This is a genomic window from Ornithinibacillus scapharcae TW25, assembly GCF_000190475.1.
Classification (GTDB): Bacteria; Bacillota; Bacilli; order Bacillales; family Amphibacillaceae; genus Ornithinibacillus; species Ornithinibacillus scapharcae.
Genome location: NZ_AEWH01000068.1, coordinates 66,149 through 82,069, shown reverse-complemented (window position 1 = coordinate 82,069; position 15,921 = coordinate 66,149). Strand labels below are relative to the sequence as shown.

General features: G+C 36.5%; 12 protein-coding genes and 2 pseudogenes. 13 read left to right on the top strand and 1 reads right to left on the bottom strand.

What is annotated here, in order from left to right:
• The first annotated feature begins 112 nt into the window (after positions 1 to 112).
• The 7 genes and pseudogenes from tig to G5W_RS22555 all read left to right on the top strand — a co-directional run bounded on the left by tig (position 113) and on the right by G5W_RS22555 (position 8,928).
• Positions 113 to 1,401: pseudogene (tig, locus tag G5W_RS0118710) on the top strand (trigger factor).
• Positions 1,402 to 1,839: 438 nt separating this feature from the next.
• On the top strand, positions 1,840 to 3,117 hold the full coding sequence (clpX, locus tag G5W_RS0118705) for an ATP-dependent protease ATP-binding subunit ClpX (RefSeq protein ID WP_010099027.1): 1,278 nt from the start codon (positions 1,840 to 1,842) through the stop codon (positions 3,115 to 3,117).
• Between the two features lie 247 nt (positions 3,118 to 3,364).
• Positions 3,365 to 5,713 (top strand): endopeptidase La, encoded by a 2,349-nt coding sequence (gene lon, locus G5W_RS0118700; protein WP_010099026.1) that lies wholly within the window; start codon positions 3,365 to 3,367, stop codon positions 5,711 to 5,713.
• Positions 5,682 to 6,263 (top strand): ribosome biogenesis GTP-binding protein YihA/YsxC, encoded by a 582-nt coding sequence (gene yihA, locus G5W_RS0118695; RefSeq protein WP_010099025.1) that lies wholly within the window; start codon positions 5,682 to 5,684, stop codon positions 6,261 to 6,263. The genes lon and yihA overlap by 32 nt, the downstream gene beginning before the upstream one ends.
• A gap of 377 nt (positions 6,264 to 6,640) precedes the next feature.
• Complete coding sequence (locus tag G5W_RS0118690) at positions 6,641 to 7,459, top strand: transporter substrate-binding domain-containing protein (RefSeq protein WP_010099024.1); 819 nt, start codon at positions 6,641 to 6,643, stop codon at positions 7,457 to 7,459.
• 33 nt (positions 7,460 to 7,492) lie between these two features.
• Entirely contained in the window at positions 7,493 to 8,179 is a 687-nt protein-coding gene (locus tag G5W_RS0118685) for an amino acid ABC transporter permease (RefSeq protein ID WP_010099023.1), read from the top strand.
• 9 nt (positions 8,180 to 8,188) lie between these two features.
• Positions 8,189 to 8,928: pseudogene (locus G5W_RS22555) on the top strand (amino acid ABC transporter ATP-binding protein).
• Positions 8,929 to 8,969: 41 nt separating this feature from the next.
• Here G5W_RS22555 and G5W_RS0118675 read toward each other — a convergent pair.
• The gene (locus tag G5W_RS0118675) at positions 8,970 to 9,458 is read right to left on the bottom strand and encodes a LiaI-LiaF-like domain-containing protein (protein ID WP_010099022.1); all 489 of its coding nucleotides are present in this window, start codon (positions 9,456 to 9,458) and stop codon (positions 8,970 to 8,972) included.
• Between the two features lie 230 nt (positions 9,459 to 9,688).
• On the opposite strand from G5W_RS0118675, the gene hemA reads away from it, so the two are divergent.
• The 6 genes from hemA to hemL are packed head-to-tail and all read left to right on the top strand — an operon-like array spanning position 9,689 to position 15,894.
• The gene (gene hemA / locus G5W_RS0118670; protein WP_010099021.1) at positions 9,689 to 11,053 is read left to right on the top strand and encodes a glutamyl-tRNA reductase; all 1,365 of its coding nucleotides are present in this window, start codon (positions 9,689 to 9,691) and stop codon (positions 11,051 to 11,053) included.
• A 20-nt stretch (positions 11,054 to 11,073) separates the two neighbouring features.
• Entirely contained in the window at positions 11,074 to 11,892 is an 819-nt protein-coding gene (locus tag G5W_RS0118665; protein WP_010099020.1) for a cytochrome C assembly family protein, read from the top strand.
• Between the two features lie 17 nt (positions 11,893 to 11,909).
• A complete protein-coding gene (gene hemC, locus G5W_RS0118660; RefSeq protein ID WP_010099019.1) occupies positions 11,910 to 12,839 on the top strand; it encodes a hydroxymethylbilane synthase in 930 nt (309 codons plus the stop codon).
• Entirely contained in the window at positions 12,839 to 13,597 is a 759-nt protein-coding gene (locus G5W_RS0118655) for a uroporphyrinogen-III synthase (RefSeq protein WP_010099018.1), read from the top strand. Before hemC ends, G5W_RS0118655 begins: the two co-directional genes overlap by 1 nt.
• 5 nt (positions 13,598 to 13,602) lie before the next feature.
• Positions 13,603 to 14,589, top strand: coding sequence for a porphobilinogen synthase (gene hemB, locus G5W_RS0118650; protein ID WP_010099017.1), 987 nt, complete (start codon positions 13,603 to 13,605; stop codon positions 14,587 to 14,589).
• A gap of 18 nt (positions 14,590 to 14,607) precedes the next feature.
• Entirely contained in the window at positions 14,608 to 15,894 is a 1,287-nt protein-coding gene (hemL, locus tag G5W_RS0118645) for a glutamate-1-semialdehyde 2,1-aminomutase (protein ID WP_010099016.1), read from the top strand.
• Positions 15,895 to 15,921 lie beyond the last annotated feature (27 nt).

Below are 15,921 nucleotides of genomic sequence, written 5' to 3'. Positions count from 1 at the left end.
TTATGATATAATAAGATGGTTGCAAATTTTAAAAAGTAGTTATGAATACTTAGTAAATCTAATTAATGAATTTAAGTAGTTAATGGAAATAATAGATTTTGGAGGGAAACATATGTCAGTAAAATGGGAAAAAAAGAAGGTAACGAAGGTGTATTAACATTTGAAGTTACACCAGAAGAATTTGAAGTTGCTTTAGATAAAGCCTTCACGAAAGTGGTAAAAACGGTTCAAGTTCCAGGGTTCCGTAAAGGTAAAATGCCTCGCCCAATCTTTGAAAAACGATTTGGTGTAGAAGCATTGTACCAAGATGCAATCGATATTGTATTACCTGAAGCTTATGTAAAAGCTATCGATGAAGCTGGAATCGATCCTATCGATCAACCAAGCATTGACCTTGAAGATATCGAAAGAGGTAAACCAGTTGTATTCACTGCTGAAGTTACGGTTAAGCCAGAAGTTAAGCTTGGTGAGTACAAAGGTCTTGAAGTAGAGGAAATAGATGTTACGGTAACAGATGAGGATGTTGATGCTGAATTACAACAACTAAGAGAGCGTCATGCTGAGCTAGTTGTTAAAGAAGAAGGAACTGTTGAAGAAGGCGATACTGCTGTAATCGACTTCGAAGGTTTCCTTGGTGATGTTGCATTTGAAGGTGGAAAAGGTGAGAACCATTCTCTAGAAATCGGTTCTGGCCAATTTATTCCAGGTTTTGAAGAGCAATTAGTAGGTAAAGAAGTTGGGGTGGAAACAGAAATTAAGGTTACTTTCCCAGAGGATTATCATGCAGAAGACTTAGCAGGTAAAGAGGCAACATTTAAAGTTACAGTTCATGAAATCAAGTCTAAAGAACTTCCTGAACTTGATGATGAATTCGCTAAAGATGTGGATGATGAAGTAGAAACGCTTGAAGAATTAAAAACGAAAAAACGTGAAGAGCTTGAAGCAGAAAAGAAACAAAGTGCTGATAATGCAAAACGTGAAGATTTAATTAACAAAGCGTCTGACAATGCTGAGGTTGAAATTCCTGAGGTAATGGTTGATACGGAATTAGACCGTATGATGCGTGAATTTGAACAACGCTTACAAATGCAAGGCATGACACTTGATCTATACTATCAATTCTCTGGTCAAGACGAGACTGCGTTGAAAGATCAAATGCGCGAAGATGCTGGTAAGCGTGTAAAAACAAACCTTACTTTAGAAGCTATTATTAAAGCAGAAAATCTTGAAGTTACTGAGGAAGATGTTACTGCTGAACTAGATAATATGGCAGCTATGTACGGTGTAGATACTGAGCAATTAACTCAAATGCTTGGCGGTAATACGGACGCTATTAAAGAAGATTTATTATTCCGTAAAGCAATTGACTTTTTAGTAGATAACAGCAAAACTGCTGCGTAAAGAATACTGAATAAACAACTTAGAGCAAGGTGCGAATATTCGTACCTTGTTTTTTTACGAATAGTAGATATCCCACAACGAGAATAATATCCTACATTCTTATGCAAGATGAAGAACCACGAGCTGTATAAAAACCTATTTATCTATCAAAGACCTTTTCCTTCGTAATTTTATCTGTATTTTAGTATGATTAAGTAGCTATATTGATGAATCATTGTCAATTTTATTGGGCATAGTGACATATACTAAACTAAATTAATAATTTTTTAACGAAACAGATTGCTTAAGAATGGGATGCAAAATATATTATGCTCTCTAAATGGCTTATGCATGGGGGATAGAGTATATTATTTTGTTTTCAAAACAGCATCTGATATGATAACTATTATAACTTAGCGTTTTTCGTTATCTGATTGAAACTTTAGGGGTGAAAATTAAATGTTCAAATTTAATGATGAAAAAGGACAACTAAAATGTTCTTTTTGTGGAAAAAGTCAAGAACAAGTACGTAAACTAGTTGCTGGTCCTGGTGTATATATATGTGATGAATGTATTGAATTATGTACTGAAATTGTAGAAGAAGAACTTGGTACAGAAGAAGAAATGGAATTTAAAGAAGTTCCTAAGCCAAGAGAAATATGTGAAATCCTTGATGATTATGTCATTGGACAAGAGAAAGCGAAGAAGAACCTTTCTGTTGCAGTTTATAATCACTATAAGCGTATTAATTCACCAAAGAGCAGTGATGATGTAGAACTTTCAAAAAGCAATATTGCGATGATAGGGCCAACAGGAAGTGGTAAAACGTTATTAGCACAAACATTAGCCAGAATTCTAAATGTACCATTTGCAATGGCTGATGCGACATCTCTAACAGAAGCAGGTTATGTTGGGGAGGATGTTGAAAACATTCTTTTAAAATTAATCCAGGCTGCTGACTACGATATCGAAAAAGCAGAAAAAGGAATTATTTATATTGATGAAATAGACAAGGTTGCACGTAAATCAGAAAATCCATCCATTACAAGAGATGTATCTGGTGAAGGTGTACAGCAAGCTCTTTTAAAAATCCTTGAAGGTACAGTTGCTAGTGTTCCGCCACAAGGTGGTCGTAAGCACCCACATCAAGAGTTCATTCAGATTGATACAACGAATATATTGTTCATCTGTGGTGGTGCATTTGACGGGATTGAACAGGTAATTAAAAGAAGACTTGGTAAAAAAGTAATTGGTTTTGGTTCAAATGAAAAGCAAGAAGAGCTAGATAAAGGTCAATTACTTGCTAAAGTATTACCAGAGGACTTACATCGATATGGTTTAATTCCAGAATTTATTGGAAGACTTCCGGTTATTGGAAGCCTTGAACCATTAGATGAAGAGGCATTGGTAGAGATTTTGACGAAGCCAAAAAATGCACTTGTTAAACAATACCAAAAGCTATTCCAGATAGATAATGTCGAACTGGAATTTGAAGAAGATGCGCTAACGGAAATTGCGAAGAAGGCAATAGAACGAAATACTGGTGCTCGAGGCTTACGTTCTATTATCGAATCAATTATGCTTGATGTTATGTTTGAGCTTCCATCAAGAGAAGATATTGCAAGATGTGTTATCACGAAAGATACGGTTCTTAATGATAACGGTAGTCCAAAGTTGTATTTTAAAGATGGAACAGTAACAGAGGAAATCACCAAGTTACCAAAAGAAAGTGCCTAAAGAAAACTAAGTAAATGAGGCTGACTAGGCTTTCTCCAACCAGATATTTATCTGATGTGGATCTAAAGAACCTAGTTAGCCCTTTTCTATATATACTTGAAAAAGAATTAGTTTTCTTTATGCAGGGTAAACTACCAGTAATAATCCGGATTAAAATGCCTTTCTATTTTACAAAGCAATAACACTTCTATAAAATTTAAGGGTATATACATATTAGTTTGAAAAAGAATTACGGAGGTACATACATATGACAAATGATTCAAAACAAGTTCCCCTCCTCCCATTACGTGGTTTATTAATGTTTCCAACGATGGTACTCCATCTGGATGTAGGAAGAGATAAATCTGTTGCTGCATTGGAAAAAGCAATGGTTGACGATCAAATAATCTTCTTAGCAGCTCAGAAGAAGGAAAGTGTTGAAGAACCCAAGCCGGAAGAAATCTATCGAGTTGGTACATTAGCGAAAATTAAACAAATGTTGAAGCTTCCTAATGGAACATTTCGGGTTCTTGTAGAAGGGTTGCATCGAGCTGAGATTATTCGATTTGTTGATGAGGATAATGAATTTATTGTTGAGGTACAGGAATTACATGATATACCTGGTGACAGTCTTGAAGAAGAGGCTTTAATGCGCAGTATTCTTAAGCAATTTGAACAATATGTAAAAGTCTCTCGAAAAATCACAAAAGAAACGCTTATGTCGGTTACAGATATTGAGGAACCTGGAAGAATGGCGGATATTATTACTTCCCATCTTTCCCTTAAGATGCGAGAAAAACAAGAAATACTTGAAATATTGAATACACAAAAAAGGCTAAAGCATTTAATAAATTTAATTTCAAATGAAAAGAAAGTGTTAGACCTCGAGAGAAAAATTGGACAACGTGTAAAATCCTCTATGGAAAAGACACAAAAGGAATATTATTTACGTGAACAGCTAAAAGCGATACAAAAGGAGCTAGGCGATAAGGATGGGAAATCTGGAGAGGTAAGCGATCTACGAGAAAAGATTGAAAAATCCAATATGCCAGAACGTATTTTAGAGGTTGCACTAAAGGAATTAGGTCGATACGAAAAAGTACCGCAATCATCTGCGGAAAGCTCTGTCATACGAAATTACTTGGAATGGCTTATTACATTACCTTGGACAGAAATGTCACAGGATACAATCGAAATCAACCATGCCCAAGAGATTCTTGACAAAGACCATTATGGGCTTGGAAAAGTGAAGGAGCGTATTTTGGAGTACTTAGCAGTACAGAAACTAACAAACTCCATTAAAGGTCCGATTTTATGTTTAGTTGGCCCTCCAGGTGTCGGTAAAACCTCATTAGCGAGGTCTATAGCAAAATCAGTCAATCGACATTTTGTCCGGATATCATTAGGTGGTGTCCGTGATGAAGCTGAAATAAGAGGCCATCGCAGAACTTATATCGGGGCAATGCCTGGAAGAATTATTCAAGGTATGAAAAAAGCGAAGACCATCAATCCAGTTTTCTTGCTTGATGAGATTGATAAGATGTCCAACGATTTCCGTGGAGATCCGTCATCTGCAATGCTTGAGGTACTAGATCCAGAACAAAATAATAGCTTTAGTGACCATTTTATTGAAGAGCCTTACGACTTATCAAATGTCTTATTTATTGCAACAGCAAACTATGTAAATAACATTCCAGGACCGTTACTGGACCGTATGGAGTTAATTTCACTATCCGGCTATACAGAGATTGAAAAGCTCCATATAGCGAAGGAGCACCTTGTACAGAAACAATTAAAAGAAAATGGTTTAAAGAAAAGTAATTTACAAATTCGAGACGAAGCTTTACTAAAGTTAATTCGTCTCTATACAAGGGAAGCTGGCGTGCGTACGCTTGAGAGACAAATTGCGAAAATATGTAGAAAAGCTGCGAAATTAATTGTTTCTGATGAGAAAAAACGAGTTGTCGTAACAGAAAAGAGTTTAGAGGAGTTGCTAGGAAAACCAATCTTCCGTTATGGCCAAATGGAAAAAGAAGATCAGATTGGTGCAGCAACTGGTCTAGCTTATACGAGTGTTGGTGGGGATACACTGTCGATAGAAGTGTCTCATTATCCTGGTAAAGGTAAACTCACATTAACGGGTAAACTCGGTGATGTGATGCGTGAATCTGCCCAAGCAGCTTTTAGTTACATTCGCTCTAGAGCAGAGGAACTCGGTATTGAGCCAGATTTTCATGAAAAATATGATATTCATATCCATGTTCCTGAAGGTGCTACGCCAAAAGACGGACCATCAGCTGGGATCACAATGGCAACTGCACTTGTTTCCGCCTTATCGGAACGAGCAGTGAAAAAAGAAGTAGCAATGACAGGGGAAATAACATTACGCGGAAGAGTTCTACCAATTGGTGGATTAAAAGAGAAGTCCTTAAGTGCTCACCGTGCAGGTATTACGACGATTATTTTTCCTGAAGATAATAAAAAAGATTTAGATGATATACCTGAAAGTGTCCGCAATGAACTAACCTTTATACCAGTTAATCATCTGGACCAGGTATTGAAGCATGCCCTATTGGAGGAGAAACATGAAAGTAACAAACGCAGAAATAGTAATTAGTGCAGTAAGTCAAAAACAATATCCCAATGACCAATTACCTGAAATTGCCTTAGCAGGTCGTTCCAACGTGGGGAAATCATCTTTCATTAACAAATTAATTAATCGTAAAAATTTAGCTCGAACATCTTCAAAACCAGGTAAAACGCAAACATTAAATTTTTATCGAATTAATGATGCATTTTATTTTGTTGACGTCCCAGGTTATGGCTATGCAAAAGTATCGAAAACCGAACGAGAAAAATGGGGCAAAATGATGGAGGAATACTTTCAGACGAGACAAACATTGAAGGCTGTACTCCTTATTACTGATATTCGACATGAACCGACAAGGGATGACATTCAAATGTATGAATTTCTGAAGCATTTTGAACTACCTGTTGTCGTAATCGCAACAAAGTTAGATAAGATTCCTAAAGGAAAACGAGCACAGCATATCAAACGAACAATAAACACACTACAAATGGACAAAGGAGACCTAATCTTACCATTCTCATCTGAAACAGGAGAAGGTAAAGACGAAGCATGGGGCATTCTTAAAAAGTACTTGTAAGGGGCATAGTTCACAGGTCCCTTGTCCCACTGTCCAATTTAAATAAGCCATCATCGACTAGGATGGGTTATCGAAGCACTGAGGAGAGAAAATACTCCCAGTGCTTTTTTGATTCCCGGAGGACAAGCATTTTTGGGACAGGGGACCTGTCCACTTGTCCCATCGCCCAAATTATTGAGTATCTGTTAGGATCAGATAGTATTTATAAGGATTTTTTAGTTATTTTTACGATATAGCTTCATTTCCTTCTGTAGCTCGATTTATCAGACTATTCGTAATTAGTTGTCCTTTGGATTACTTGTTATACTTTTAAGGTAGAAGTGACTAGGGGACGCTCTATTCATTTCAAATAAATCATGAAAGGGTTTTATTATCTTATGAGAAAACTGAAAATTATACTTTTTTTCGCTTTATTTTCGTTAGTTCTTGCTGCTTGTGGAAGTGATTCAGATGAAGCTAACGAGACAACCTCAGATAGCAAACACAGTACAGATTCCGAATATAATCTGGTTGAGGACGGTAAACTTATTTTTGCGGCTTCTGGTGAATTCAAACCGTTTAGCTATATGGAAGGTAATAAGATGGTAGGATATGATATTGCCGTTGCAGAAGCAATTGCTGAGCATTTAGGGTTAGAACCCGTTCAACAAAAGGCAAAGTTTTCGGGTATTGTAACAGGAGTTAATGAAGGTCGTTATGATATTGCAGTGGCAAGCCATACAATAACGGAAGAACGATTAGAAAAGGTCAATTTCACTGCACCCTATTATTACTCTGGCCCTGTAATCTATACAAGGAAAGATAGTGATATATCGTCAGTAGAAGATCTTCAAGGAAAAGAAATTTCTGTATCTAGGGGATCTACATATGTTGAAATAGCAAAGGAATATACGGATAACATTCCTCAGGTCGATAGTGATGTAGTTGCTTTGCAATCACTTGCCTCTGGGCATCATGATGCCGTGATAACGGATGACATTACAGGTCAAACAGCCATTCAAAATGGACTTGAGATAGAAAATAAAGGACAACTTGGAATTAGTGAACAAGGAATAGCGGTCAATAAAGAAAATGAAAAACTATTAGAAGCAATTAATGAAGCACTTCAAGAGCTTAAAGAAAGTGGAGAATTGGCGAAGTTGTCTGAAGAGTGGATAGGTGTCGATGTTACACAAGAACCAGAGGAGCTAGAGTAGTTTGGGAATGAATTGCATAAGGAGTTGGAACACTTGCCGCAGTTTTTAGACAAGATAATAGATAGCGTGTCACATTTTTGGAGTGCGTTTACTAGTAGTTATGATTTATTTTTGGAAGGGCTATGGTTAACATTAAAGTTATCTGCTGCCTCATTATTAATCGCATTTGTCATTGGTTTGTTTTTTGCGATATTAAAAATATCAAAGTTTAAACCATTGGAATGGATAGCGGATGCGTACATTTGGATTATCCGTGGTACACCATTAATTGTACAAATTTTTGTATTATATTATGGTTTGGTTGAATTTATTATTATTCCCCCATTCTGGGCGGGAGTGATTGGTTTAGCCATTCATAGTGGCGCATACATTGCGGAAATAATTCGAGGTGCTATTCAGTCGATTGATAAGGGACAAATGGAAGCCGGTAGTTCCCTTGGCATGACGAAGTTTCAAACGATGAGAAGAATTATTCTACCACAGGCATTTCGTAGAGCTGTACCATCACTAGGAAATCAGTTTATTATTGGTATCAAAGACTCTTCTTTAGTTTCCTTTATAGGGGCCCAGGAGTTATTTGGCGTATCAAGCTCGCTTGGTTCTAACTCATTTGATTTTCTGACCTTCTATATAGTTGTCGCAGTATATTACCTCGTGATTGTATTGGTTTTAACCGCGGTCGTGAATGTTATTGAAAAAAGGATGGCCAAGAGTGATTAGGGAGGAGTTATGTTGACGAACAAAGAAATATTAAGAGTGGCGAAATTAAATAAATCATTTGGAGATTTGCATGTATTAAAGGATATTGATTTAGCTGTGGATGAAAGTGATGTAGTAGTATTAATTGGTGCTAGTGGATCAGGGAAAAGCACATTACTTCGTTGCTTGAATTTTTTGGAGTTTAAAGATAATGGTGCTATATATCTTGAAGATGAAAAAATTGAGAAAGAAACCCATAACTTAAATCAAGTAAGACAACGTATTGGTATGGTATTTCAGCATTTTAATCTATTCCCACATAAAACTGTTCTGGAAAATATCATCGAGGCACCTATTCATGTAAAAAAATACCTAAGAAACAAGCAATTAAAGAAGGGAAAGCCTTACTGGACAAAGTCGGACTTAGTGACAAATATGATGTATATCCATCGACATTGTCTGGAGGTCAAAAACAACGTGTAGCTATAGCGAGATCTTTAGCGATGAAACCTGATGTTATGTTGTTTGATGAGCCAACTTCAGCACTCGATCCGGAATTAGTTGGCGAAGTACTGGCAACCATGAAAGAATTGGCAGAAGAAGGGATGACAATGGTGGTTGTAACGCATGAAATGGGGTTTGCCAAAGAAGTAGCCGATTGGGTTGTGTATATGCATGATGGCAAAATTGTCGAGTACGGTCATCCAGAAGAGATTTTTGATCAGCCCAAGGAAAAACGAACCAAAGAGTTTTTAGGCTCTATCTTATAGAAAAGAGACTTTCTAGGGAATAATAACCCTAGAAAGTCTCTTTATTTTTTCTTTAATAAGAATATCCCTAATCCGATTAAAACAATCGGCCAGTATAGATTAATAAAATGAACTATATCATAAAACCAACCAAACCAGCTAGGCATATTGATGGAAAAGATCAGAACACATGAGAATATGATTAAAATTAGTCCAGGAATTAGACCTTGCTTTGTTTTTAAATACCGTACCAAAAAGGCGATTCCTACAATTAACGGATACATTGCCCAGTGATCAATCCAAAAGCTATAATGTCTCGTTCCATGAAAATGAAGACCTAATCCAAGAATAATTGTCCCATTAAATAAATGATTATAGTCCTTCGATTGAAATCCATAAACTAAGAGTGCTAAACCGATAATTATTAATATGGTTGGCCAGGAATAGAAGTCCGTAAAGATTGGTAGTTTTAGCTGTCTAAATAGAAAGTAGGCTCCAATTCCAATTAAAATATAGGCAGTTAATGTGTTTTTATTTTTCAGGTTAATCACCCCGTTAAAATATGTAAATACTCTCTGTTACTCTAAAAGTTGATTTCTTGCTTCTTATAGAACGGTGTGTTAGAGTACATCTGAGTTTATCTATCTTATCATAGCATATTGTTTCGAAATCTGTTCACAAAAGAGAAAAATTGGACGCATGAACTATGTTATAATAAGGAAAGTATTAGAGAATAATGTTCAATACATTTGAACCTCTAGATTGTTGGAGGAGAGATAAAGTGCATATATTAAAAGTTGGCTTAAATTACAAAACAGCCCCTGTTGAAATCAGAGAAAAGCTTACTTTCTCAGAAGACTCTCTTCGGGATGCTATGAACGAATTGAAAAGTCGTAAGAGCATACTAGAGAATGTTATCGTTTCAACTTGTAACCGTACGGAAATCTATGCAGTAGTAGACCAGGCTCATACTGGTCGATATTATATAAAGCAATTTCTTGCTGATTGGTTTGGAATCAATAAGGAAGAATTTTCATCTTATTTACGAATAATGGAAGATGACGGGGCTTTAGAACACTTGTTTAAAGTGTCGGCTGGACTGGATTCAATGGTCTTAGGGGAAACACAAATCCTTGGACAAGTGAAAGATGCATTCCTATCATCCCAAGAAATACAAGCAACTGGCACCATTTTTAACGAATTGTTTAAGCAGGCTATTACCTTTGCTAAACGTGCACAAGCTGTTACCGGAATTGGAGAAAATGCCGTCTCCGTTAGCTATGCTGCAGTAGAACTAGCAAAGAAAATATTTGGTTCATTAGAGAATAAGCATGTTGTGATTGTTGGCGCGGGAAAAATGGGAGAGCTTGCAGTGAAAAATCTGCAAGGATCTGGTGCATCAAACATTACGGTCGTTAACCGAACCTTTGAAAAGGCAGAGGCATTAGCGGCGAAGTTTGACGCGAAAGCAGATCAATTGGATCAGCTGGAGAACGTTTTATCTCATACTGATATTTTAATTAGTTCAACAGGGTCAGATTCTTTTGTTCTTACAAAGGAAATACTAGAACCCATTCAAAAGAAACGAAAAGGTAAAGCATTGTTCTTAGTTGATATTGCAGTTCCTAGAGATTTGGATCCAGAAATTGGTAAATTAGATAATGTGTTTTTATATGATATTGATGATCTACAACATATTGTCGATGAAAATCTTGAAGCACGAAAAAAAGCTGCTGAACAAATCGAAATTCTATTGGAGAAAGAGATTCTATCTTTCAAGGAATGGATGAGAACTTTAGGAGTAGTTCCAGTTATTTCAGCATTACGAAACAAAGCACTCGCTATTCAATCGGAAACGATGCAAAGTATCGAAAGAAAAATGCCAGATTTAACGGAACGTGAAAAAAAAGTACTGAATAAACATACGAAAAGTATAATAAACCAATTATTAAAAGAACCTATTACTCAGGCAAAAGAGTTGGCTGGTACCGATAAATCAGCCGAAGCTTTGCAATTATTTGTAGATATTTTTGGTATCGAAGAAGAGGTAAAAGCTGAATTTGCTAAACAAGCCCAAAAAAATGAAGTAATACTACAGTCTTTACAAAATGAAATACCAATCATTAAGAACTTAGCAACGAATTAATATCATAAAGGACTAATCATATGGTCGATGTACGTTGGGTCTATGAAGGAATATTATTTATATATGTATTAAGTCTAATTGGTTATTTTATTGATTTTGTACAGCACAACCGGAAGGCGAATAGGTTTGCCTTCTGGTTACTTTGTATGGTTTGGGTCTTACAAACCATTTTTTTGTTTCAACAATTGATAACGGAAAAACTATTCCCGATAGCTACATTAACGGATAGCCTTTTTTTCTATGCTTGGGTATTAGTAACCTTTGCTATGATAATGAATCTTTTGTTTAACATGTATTTTATTGTGTTTTTTATTAATCTCTTTGGATTTTTTATTTTATTAATGCATATATCCTTGGTTGCAAAAACACAAGTGATTCAGAGTGGGATTAGACTTGTTGATGAAATATTAATTGCCCATATTTCCTTGGCAATTATTTCATACGGTTTTTTTACTATTTCATTTCTTTTTTCTTTAATTTATATCGTTCAATATCATCTTTTAAAAGAAAAAAAAGCGTTAAAATGGATTTGGAGATTAGGCGATTTAGAAAGATTAGAGAATTATATTTTTCGAATGATTACCATTGGTATACCACTATTGTTTATTGGAATAATTTTAGGGTTCGTTTGGGCCTATACGGAGGTAGTAGAATTTTATTGGGTAGATTTAAAGACGATTGGTTCGATTCTTTTGCTCCTCGTCTATGTCGTTTATCTACTACTAAGAATTTCAGGACGATTTTTCGGTAAATCCTTAGCAGTTTATAATACCTTTGCATTTGTAGTTCTAATCTTTAATTTCTTTATCTTTACTAGATTGTCAAACTTTCATGTTTAATATAGGAGGATCACGAAATGCGTAAAATAATTGTTGGATCTAGACAAAGTAATTTAGCATTAACTCAAACCAATTGGGTTATTAATGAATTAAAAAAAGCTGGGGTACCAAACGAATTTGAAGTAAAGAAAATCGTAACAAAAGGGGATCGCATCTTAGATGTAACCTTATCTAAAGTAGGCGGAAAGGGATTGTTTGTTAAGGAAATTGAGCAAGCCCTATATGATAAAGAAATTGATTTTGCGGTACATAGTATGAAAGATATGCCCGCAGTACTACCTGAAGGGTTAATTATTTCATCTGTACCTGTTCGGGAGGATCACCGGGATGCGTTAATATCAAAGAATAATGTCTTATTAGCTGATTTACCTCAGAGTGCGATAGTTGGAACAAGTAGTTTACGACGTGCTTCACAGATTTTAGCAGCTAGACCTGACATTGAAATTAAATGGATTCGCGGAAATATTGAAACTCGTATTCGAAAGCTTCAGGAAGAAGACTATGATGCAATTATTCTTGCTGTGTCTGGTTTGAAGCGAGTTGGTTTAAGTGAGGACCTGATAACAGAATATTTAGATCCAGAAGTTTGTGTTCCAGCGGTAGGTCAAGGTGCACTTGCAATTGAAAGTCGTGAAGATGATGAAGAAGTGCGTGCCTTACTGCAAAACATTAATGATGCATATACGACAAAAACGGTTACAGCAGAGAGAACCTATCTTAACCTGCTAGAGGGAGGCTGCCAAATCCCAATCGGTGGGTATGCCCACCTTGAAGGGGAAGAAGTAGTCCTAACGGCTCTAGTTGGTACATCTGATGGAAAAACACTCTTAAAAGAGGTAGTTCGTGGTATAGATCCTGTCCAAGTTGGTAAGGAGGCCGCAACAAAGCTATTAGAACAAGGTGCAAAAGAAATTATCGAGCAAGTTAAAGAGGAGCTTGATAAGTAATGCATCTTCCATTGTCTGGAAAGAATGTTTTGGTTACAAGGGAAGCTAGCCAAGCGAAATATTTCTCAGATAAAATTCTAGAGTATGGTGGTCATGTATACGAGGTTCCTTTGTTAAAGATTACTTGTAGAAACGATACCAATAACCAAGCAATATTTAACAATTTAATACAGTTCGAATGGATATTTTTTACAAGTGTTAATGGGGTTCAATGTTTCTTTTCCCTTTTAGAACAAAATCACTTGGACGTGCCGAAAATTAAGTTTGCGGCTGTCGGTCATAAAACGGAGGATGCACTCCAGCAATACGGATATACTGCAGAATTGGTACCAGCTATCTATGATGGTGAAAATTTAGTAGATGAATTCTTGCGAAAATATAATGACATTGGACAAGTGTTATTGGTGCAAGGAAGCCGATCTAGAGATGTAATTGAACGTGGCCTTCATGAAAGAGGGATATCTTATCAATCTATTGTGGTTTACGAGACCCGATACAACGATGATATTGGTGCTGAGTTGAAAGAAGTATTATCTACTACAGAATTAGATTTTATAACCTTTACTAGCCCTTCCACTGTTGAAGCATTTAAAAGACTTTATGCAGAAGAAGTTTCCCAAGCTATAACCATTGTATGTATAGGGAATACAACAGAAAGACGAGCCATCGAGTTAGGATTTAAGAATACGATATCGCCAAAAGTTTATACCGTTGAGAGTATGGTAGAAATCATGTGTAATCAGTTAAAGGAGAGATAATAATCATGGAGTTTCATACAGAGTTTAAACGTCATCGTCGATTACGTAGTTCAAATGCAATGAGAGCAATGGTTAGAGAAAATCATCTAAGAGTGGAAGATTTTATCTATCCCATGTTTGTTCTAGAAGGAAATAATTCAAAAAATGAAGTTTCATCTATGCCAGGAGTATTCCAAGTAACACTTGATTTACTATTAGATGAGGTGAAAGAAGTAGTTGACTTGGGGATTAAATCTATCATCTTATTTGGTGTACCAAATGAAAAAGATGATGTAGGTAGTGGAGCTTACCATGACCATGGTATTGTCCAAGAGGCGACAAGATTAATCAAACAAAACTATCCAGAGATTTTAATTGTAGCAGACACTTGTTTATGTGAGTATACCGATCACGGTCATTGCGGTGTAATTCTTAATCAGGATGTTGACAATGATGAGTCTTTAAAATTACTAGCCCGTACGGCAGTTTCTCAAGCAGAGGCAGGAGCAGATATCATTGCACCATCTAATATGATGGATGGATTTGTAAAAGTCATTAGACAAGCTCTAGATGAAGCCGGTTTTACGAACATTCCTATTATGTCCTATGCTGTGAAGTATGCTTCCGCATTTTATGGTCCATTCCGTGATGCTGCAGATAGTACACCACAGTTTGGGGATCGTAAAACCTATCAAATGGACCCAGCTAACCGACTAGAAGCACTACGAGAAGCGGAGTCTGATGTGGCAGAAGGAGCAGATTTCTTAATTGTTAAACCTGCACTTTCTTATTTAGATATCGTTCGTGATGTGCGAAATAACTTTAATCTGCCTGTTGTAGCTTACAACGTAAGTGGTGAATATTCCATGGTTAAAGCGGCTGCATTAAATGGATGGATTGATGAAAAACAGCTTGTGCTGGAAAAACTAACATCGATGAAACGAGCAGGAGCGGATTTAATCATCTCCTATTTTGCTAAAGATGTGGCTAAATGGTTAAAAGAATCAAACTAATAAAATGAGGTGAAAAAGTTGAGTCGTTTTAAACAGTCAATTGATGCCTATAAAGAAGCGGTTGATTTAATGCCAGGGGGTGTTAACTCACCAGTTCGTGCCTTTAAATCGGTAGGTATGGATCCAATTTTTATGGAAAGTGGAAAAGGATCTAAGATAAAAGATATCGATGGTAATGAATATATCGATTATGTGTTAAGTTGGGGACCGCTAATTCTAGGACATTCTGATGAGAGAGTCGTTAGTAAGCTTCACGAAATCATTGAAAAGGGTACTAGTTTTGGTGCACCTACTCTGTTAGAAAATAAGCTAGCGAAATTAGTAATTGAACGTGTTCCGTCTATCGAAGTAGTAAGAATGGTTAATTCTGGCACGGAAGCTACAATGAGTGCTTTAAGGCTTGCTCGTGGATACACTGGAAGAGATTTAATTTTAAAATTTGAAGGTAGTTACCATGGCCATGGGGATTCATTGTTAATTAAGGCTGGTTCAGGTGTTGCTACGTTAGGATTACCTGATAGCCCTGGTGTCCCCAAATCAATTGCTCAGAACACCATTACAGTCGCGTATAATGATCAAGAAGGTGTCCGCACTGCATTTGAAAAATATGGTGACAACATTGCAGCTGTTATAGCGGAACCGGTTTGTGGAAATATGGGTGTAGTGCCACCAGTTGACAATTTCCTAACGTTTTTACGTGAGATAACAGAGAAACATGGCTCATTATTGATATTTGATGAGGTTATGACTGGTTTCCGAGTGGGATACAACTGTGCACAAGGATATTATGGTGTCACTCCTGACCTTACTTGTTTAGGAAAGGTAATTGGTGGTGGACTTCCTGTAGGAGCTTATGGTGGTAAGCGTGAGATTATGCAACAGGTTGCACCTGCTGGGCCAATCTATCAGGCTGGTACGCTTTCTGGTAACCCATTAGCAATGACAGCTGGATTCGAAACATTAAATGCATTAACGGAAGAATCATATAAAGAAATGAATAAGAAAGTAGATATGCTTGTTGAAGGATATAAGAAGGCAGCAGAGGATTATGATATACCGTTGCAAATCAATAGAGCTGGATCGATGGTTGGTGTGTTCTTTGCCGAAAAACCAGTGACTAGTTTTGCTGTAGCATCAACCTCTAATTTGGAGCACTTTAATCAGTACTACCGAGTGATGATAGAGGAAGGTGTATTTTTACCTCCATCACAATTCGAAGGGCTCTTCTTATCAACCGCTCATACGGAAGAAGATATTGAGCTTACAATTCAAGCTGCTAGAAAAGCATTCTCAACACTTAAATAAATGGAAGAAGACTACAGGAGTAAGCCT

Excerpts from the sequence above, each read along its gene's own strand:
- clpX (WP_010099027.1), top strand. The coding sequence starts at position 1,840 with ATGTTCAAATTTAATGATGAAAAAGGACAACTAAAATGTTCTTTTTGT.
- lon (WP_010099026.1), top strand. The coding sequence starts at position 3,365 with ATGACAAATGATTCAAAACAAGTTCCCCTCCTCCCATTACGTGGTTTA.
- yihA (WP_010099025.1), top strand. The coding sequence starts at position 5,682 with ATGAAAGTAACAAACGCAGAAATAGTAATTAGTGCAGTAAGTCAAAAA.
- G5W_RS0118690 (WP_010099024.1), top strand. The coding sequence starts at position 6,641 with ATGAGAAAACTGAAAATTATACTTTTTTTCGCTTTATTTTCGTTAGTT.
- G5W_RS0118665 (WP_010099020.1), top strand. The coding sequence starts at position 11,074 with ATGGTCGATGTACGTTGGGTCTATGAAGGAATATTATTTATATATGTA.
- hemC (WP_010099019.1), top strand. The coding sequence starts at position 11,910 with ATGCGTAAAATAATTGTTGGATCTAGACAAAGTAATTTAGCATTAACT.
- G5W_RS0118655 (WP_010099018.1), top strand. The coding sequence starts at position 12,839 with ATGCATCTTCCATTGTCTGGAAAGAATGTTTTGGTTACAAGGGAAGCT.
- hemB (WP_010099017.1), top strand. The coding sequence starts at position 13,603 with ATGGAGTTTCATACAGAGTTTAAACGTCATCGTCGATTACGTAGTTCA.